At 69.2% G+C, this 5746-nt stretch carries 4 protein-coding genes; 3 read left to right on the forward strand and 1 reads right to left on the reverse strand.

The window, feature by feature from the left end; genetic code table 11:
• A partial coding sequence (gene fxlM, locus U9980_RS18895; RefSeq protein WP_322769134.1) for a methyltransferase, FxLD system occupies positions 1-2588 on the forward strand: 2588 nt, incomplete at its 5' end.
• 1246 nt (positions 2589-3834) lie between these two features.
• Here the strand turns inward: fxlM and U9980_RS18900 are convergent.
• Positions 3835-4116, reverse strand: a complete 282-nt coding sequence (locus U9980_RS18900; RefSeq protein WP_322769135.1) for a hypothetical protein — start codon at positions 4114-4116, stop codon at positions 3835-3837.
• A gap of 181 nt (positions 4117-4297) precedes the next feature.
• On the opposite strand from U9980_RS18900, the gene U9980_RS18905 reads away from it, so the two are divergent.
• Both U9980_RS18905 and U9980_RS18910 read left to right on the forward strand, forming a co-directional pair.
• Positions 4298-4606 (forward strand): hypothetical protein, encoded by a 309-nt coding sequence (locus U9980_RS18905; RefSeq protein ID WP_322769136.1) that lies wholly within the window; start codon positions 4298-4300, stop codon positions 4604-4606.
• Positions 4603-5746 (forward strand): recombinase family protein (locus U9980_RS18910; RefSeq protein WP_322769137.1); only part of this gene is annotated, 1144 nt, incomplete at its 3' end. The genes U9980_RS18905 and U9980_RS18910, both read left to right, overlap by 4 nt.

Genomic DNA, 5746 nt, shown 5'->3' on the forward strand with positions numbered 1-5746 from the left:
TGGAGAGGCTGGCAGGGCAGCGTTGGCACTTCTTGCGTAAGGAGGGAAAGCTCCGGCTGCGCACCGTACACCCCGCTGACGCGATCCTCGACGACCTCGTCGCCGACCAGCTTGCGGCGCTCTGGATCGGCGGCGTGTACGAGCCCGAGACCGAGGCATTCGGCGGCCCGGCCGGCATGGTGCTGGCACATGACCTCTTCTGCGCAGACAGCCCGCTCGCCCTCACCGAGACCGGCGACCCGCGAGCACGGGAACGGTGCGTCCTGCTGTTGTCCACGATGTACCGAGCCGCTGGCCTCGACCCCTTCGAGATCGGGGACGTGTGGGCGCGCCTGGCCGCGCTCCGCCCTCAGATCGACCCACCCGACCCGGCTGGCCGCACCGTGGCGGTCGCCGGGATGCGGCGGCTGATGCACGCCGACGCCGCGCAACGGGATACCACAGAACCCGGCTGGACTGAGCGCGTCGCCGCGTTCCACGCTGCCGGGCGCGACCTGGCGCGGCTTGCCGCCGACGGCCGCCTGACGCGGGGGCTGCGCGCCGTCCTCACCCACCACGCGATCTTCGCGCTCAACCGCGTCGGCACCTCGCCGCACCAGCAGGCAGCACTCGCCTGGCTCGGCCACCACGCATCCTTCGACGTCGACACGACCACCGCCGTGTTCACCGGCGTTACCGCGCCCACCGCCCATAACCTCAACCGCGTGGAGTCCGCCATCATCACGACCACCGATCCCGCCGAGCGCCGCGAAGCCCTGGTGACCACGCTCACCACTTCCGGCCATCTGCGCACTCCCGAGATCATCGCGGCTTTCCGCGCCGTCGAGCGGCACACCTTCATCCCTGACGCCGATATCGAGATCGCCTACATCGACGACGCTGTGCCGATCAAGCGCGACGAGCACGACGAGATGGTCTCCTGTATCTCCGCGCCGTCCATCGTGGCCACCCAGCTGGAGCAGCTCGGTGCGCGGCCCGGCCACAAGATCCTGGAGGCCGGGGCCGCTACCGGCTACAACGCCGCTCTCCTCGGCCGCCTAGTCACCCCGGGCGGGCATGTGTGGACCGTGGACGTCGATGACGATCTCGTCGGCCACGCCACCGCTCGCGTCGCGGCGTCAGGCGCGGACAACGTGTCGGTGCTGATGGCCGACGGGGCGGCGGGACTCGCCGCCTACGGCCCCTACGACCGAATACAGTTCACCGTGGGTGCCGGCGATGTCCCCTCGGGCGTCCTGGAGCAGCTGGCCCCTGGCGGACGACTGGTCATCCCGATGCGGATCCGCGGCAGCATCTCTCGCAGCTTCGCCTTCGAGCGCGCCGACGACAACACCTGGAAGATCGTCTCGTGCGAGATGGCATCGTTCGTGCCACTGCGCAAGGGCGTGTGCGACGATGTCTACACCCTCATCCGTCACGAGGGAGAGGGCGATGTCAGGCTGGAGACCTTCAGCGAGCAGCAGGTCGACTGTGACGCGATGCGCACGATCCTCGACCAGCCTTCCCACAAGGTCTACACCGGCGTGAGATTCCGGCAGGGGTCAGCCTGGCAGTGGGTCTACCTGTGGCTGGCGTGTGTCCTGCCCAACGGCCTGTCTCGAATGCCGGGCCGACGACCCGGCTTCACCCCGCATTTCGGCTGGGGCTCCATGGCAGCCCTGGACGGCGACAGTCTGGCCTACCTGGCCGTTCGCGAAGGAGACGACAGCATCGGCCGGTACTGGGAGATCGGCGTCATCGGTCACGGCCACGGCGCAGCCGCCCTCGCCGAACAGGTCTCGGGCGCGATCGCCGAGTGGGACCGCGACTACGGCAACGATGCGCCCGAGCCCGGCTACCGGATGGCCACCGCGGCGCACCGCGACCGCGACGTCGACCTCGCCCCGTGGATCCTCACCACCGGCCACCACCAGAAGATCTGTACCGAACTATGGATCACTCTGCTCATCGACGGCGCCAGAGCCCTCGCCCGACAGGGCCGCTGGACCGAAGCCAGCCAGGCCATGGCCGCCCACCGAGGTATCGGCAATCGGCTCCTGGACGGTCGCCAAATCAAAATCATGTCCCTACTGGAGGAAGGCCGCACCGACGAGGCCATCGCGACGATCGACTCCACCATACCGACCGAACCTTGGGAGAACACTGTCGCCGCACTTCTACGCCAAGCCATTCAGCCGGGCTCCCCGGCCCGACTGGACCGTACGGTGGAGGAGACGCTCGCGCTGGTGAGACAGCCTGACCCGATGACCGCCGCGTTCCGGGTCCGCCTAGGGCTGACCGCCTTCGACCTGACCGCCTTCGACCTGACCGCCGATACAGGCCACGCCACGAACCTGCGCGCAGCGCTCATCGACGTGGCCACCTCCGATGCCTATGCCGCCCGCGACGTTCTCGGCCACGCCCATGTACGCGGCCAGATGACCGGCGAAGAGGAAGACAAGCTCGCCGGACTGCTGGCCGCTGCATTCCTCGGCGCGCGGACCCTCCCCACCAGCCACATGGGCGCAGTCGACGCAGCCGTCCACGCGGCAGAACACCAGCTACGCTCGCTCCTCCGCCAGGACTTACCGGATCGAGCATCGCCGTAGAAGGCACCTCGTTGCCCAGGTCGAACGCGAGGTAGCCGAGCAGGTCGGAGAGCTTGCTGGCCATGACATCCAGGTCCGCTGGGGACACCTGCACCGCTGGTCGCGCTGGGCTCCGCTGAGCCGCTCCGCCGGTCGTGCTGGGCTCTGCCCGGTCGCGCCCGCGCCGGTTCGCATCTACCCGCCCGCCTTCCCACCTTTCTCCGGCTGGTTCTGGGGCGCCACCTCCGTGCCGTCCGGTTCCGCTGGGCTTCGCTGCTCTGGCCGGTTCCCGCCGACGCGACGCGCCGGTCGCGCGTGGGCCGCAGACGGGTTGGTGTCCGGTCGGAGGGCGGATGGGTCGGGTTACTGACGGGTCCGGGTCCGGACTCTGGGTCGGCGGATCGGTGTGGGCCGGTTTGTGTCCCGGTGGACGGTCGGGGCGGCGCTGGCGCCGTTCTTTGGGCAGGTGTGCCCGCCGATCGCTTCGGTGTCAAGGGTGCAGCTCCTCAGACGGGGCGCCGTCTGGCCGGCGCGGTGCTCGGCGGCGCGGTACTGGGGTATCGGTGGGCTGTCCTTGAGGGCGAGGCGTTGCCGCTGCTGGAAAGGGAAGGCCCCGTCTGCTGGGCAGGTCTTTGCCGGCGCGGGGGCGTGCCTGGCTTTCGCTGCCAGCGATCAATAGTCCGGTTGGACTATTGATCGCTGGCATGTCGTGGTTGGTGCCTTTGCGGTGAGCGCGAAGTCGTTCCAAGATTTTTCGGGAGGTGCCAGTCGGGACCTTTGCCATGCAGGCCGCTGGCACCCTGCCGGCGGCTACCTGTGCCCTGTTGGCAAGCGTCGCAGCGTCGCAGGTCAGAGTCCCGCTGGGCAGGTCTGGGTGTGCCGCTGGTGGGCGGCCGGTCGCCGGGTTGGCGGGCCTGGCTGCATGGGTTCGCTGTGCCGTCGCTGGCTGCCAGCGATCTCTGCTGGGCGTGATTTGGAAGATCGAGCTGGCTTTTCGCTGTGCTCGATGTGGTGTGTTTTGGCCTGCCCGAATCCGTGGCGTCCGGAAAGGACCCCAGCCATGTCCGACGAGACGTTTCTCTGTATCCGCGAACGGCTGGCTGAGGCCGGGCGCGGCGCTCCTGCTGCGTTTGGTGACCCGTCCGCGGCGTTCCTGGCCGGGCTGACACACATGCGTCGGCCGTCGTACGGATCGCGCGCCGGCCAGGGTGGACGCCGGCCGCCCGGCGGCCGACCCGATGGCCGCCCGCGCGGCGCGCGGTGATCATCACAGGCAGTTCGGCCATCCCCACGCGGGCCGCAGTCGTTCGGCGACGGTGAGCGGCACGGACTCCTTGAGGCCGCCGGCTCTATGACCGTTGCCGGCGCCCCCGCTGCCCTCGGCAACCCGGACGACGACAGCGGCGGGCCGATCGCCCAGCGCGACACCGCCCATCCTGGCCAGAGCGAACAGCCCGCCGCGGCGGGCGGCACTCCGGCCGGCGAAGACCCACACGGGTTGGTGGGGGAGCGGGCCGAGGGGGAGGAGGCGCGGGTTGTCGCGCTGCAACCCCGGTCGGAGGGCAGGCGGGACGGCCAGCCCGGCGGTGGGTGTTCCACGGCGAGGTCCAGACGATCACCGGCCCGGAAGACGACCGGATCCGGACCGAACTCGCGGACGTGATCCGGGATCTTCTGCTCTGGGCCGCTGGCGAGGCCACCGGAAACAGTGGATCGGATGAGGAGGCAGCATGAACGATCCTGGCCGACCGTCTCGGACGGCCAGGCCGGGCCGTGCGGGACCCGGTCCGGCGAGCCGGGCGGCGGATCCGGCGAGCCCGGCGCTGCGGGCGTTGTCGGATCTGGCGGTGTCGCCGTTCGCGATGCCGTTGGCGGTGTTGCAGCGGGAGGTCCGGGTCGCGTTCGCCGGGCGGACCTCGACCGAGGAGCAGCAGGACCCGCGCCAGTCGTTGATGCGCCAGCTGGACCGGGCGAAGTCCGCGTTGCCGGAGTCGTGGGTGATTGTCGCGCGCTTCCGAACTGCCGGTTCGATGCGGTGATCTGCGAGTCGATGTCGCGGATCGCCCGGCGGATGTACGAGAACCTCTCGATCGAGCGTCAGCTCGAACAGGCCGGCGTGGCGCTGCTGGCGTGGAACGAACCGATCAAGGTCGGCGGGGCCTACCGGGCGCGCGGGGCCTGGGGCAAGTCCACCGTGTCCGATCTGCTGCGTAACCCGAAGTACACCGGCTACCAGGTGTTCAACCGCCGCGCGAGCCGGTCGCGGCACGGGGCGGTCAACGGGCCGGAGAAATGGGTCTGGTCAGACCAGCCCGTCCACGAACCTTTGATCCCCAAATGGATGTTCGACGAGTTCAACGCCCACCGCCAGACCAGACGGGGCTCCCGGGAGGGGAATGACCTCAACACCCATCCCGCAGCCCGGCGCACCTATGTCTTCCGGGGCATGATTTTCTGCGCCTACGGGCGGTGCATGATCGGGTACATCAGCCGGCCCGGCGCTCCCGTCTCCTACATCTGCTGGCCGAAGGGGAACAACCGGGGACGCGAAGACAAACTGGCCGGACACCCCAAGACGGTCCGGATCCGCGAGGACGTCCTCCTCAACGCCGTCCCGGACTTCTACGCGGAACGGGTGTTCGGGCGTCGCCGGGTGGCGCTGTTGACCGCCGAACTCGCGACCTTTGATGATCGAGCCGCTCAGGAGCGGGCCGCCGCGAGAGGCAAGCTCCAACGACGGATCGAAGATCTTGCCAGCAAGCAGGACAACATCCTGCGGCAAGCTCAGGACGGCGACCCCGCCGATCCCTTCACCCAGGGGCTACGGCGCAGCTACAACGATCTCGACTCGAGACGAGCCGCCGCCCTTGCGAAGGTCGAAGATCTTGATGTGGCTGACGACGCTGAACCAGACCGACCTGGACCCGACAGCCTCGCCCTCCTCGACGCGCTACCGAAGCTCCAGCTCACGCTCGGCCAGGCGCCCGAGGCGTTGCAGCGACGCCTCTACGAGATCACGCAACTCGCCGTCCACGTCAACCATGAGAATCAGGAGGTACAGATGGTGATCAAAATTCCGGCCACCGACCTTGATCAGGTCGCCGACCTCGCGGAAGCGGCCGCCATGCCTGCGCCCCGCACGGCATCCACACGAGGTCCCCGCCGCGTCGATGCTGTAC

It is taken from the genome of Protofrankia sp. Cr1, from assembly GCF_963555865.1.
GTDB lineage: Bacteria > Actinomycetota > Actinomycetes > Frankiales > Frankiaceae > Protofrankia.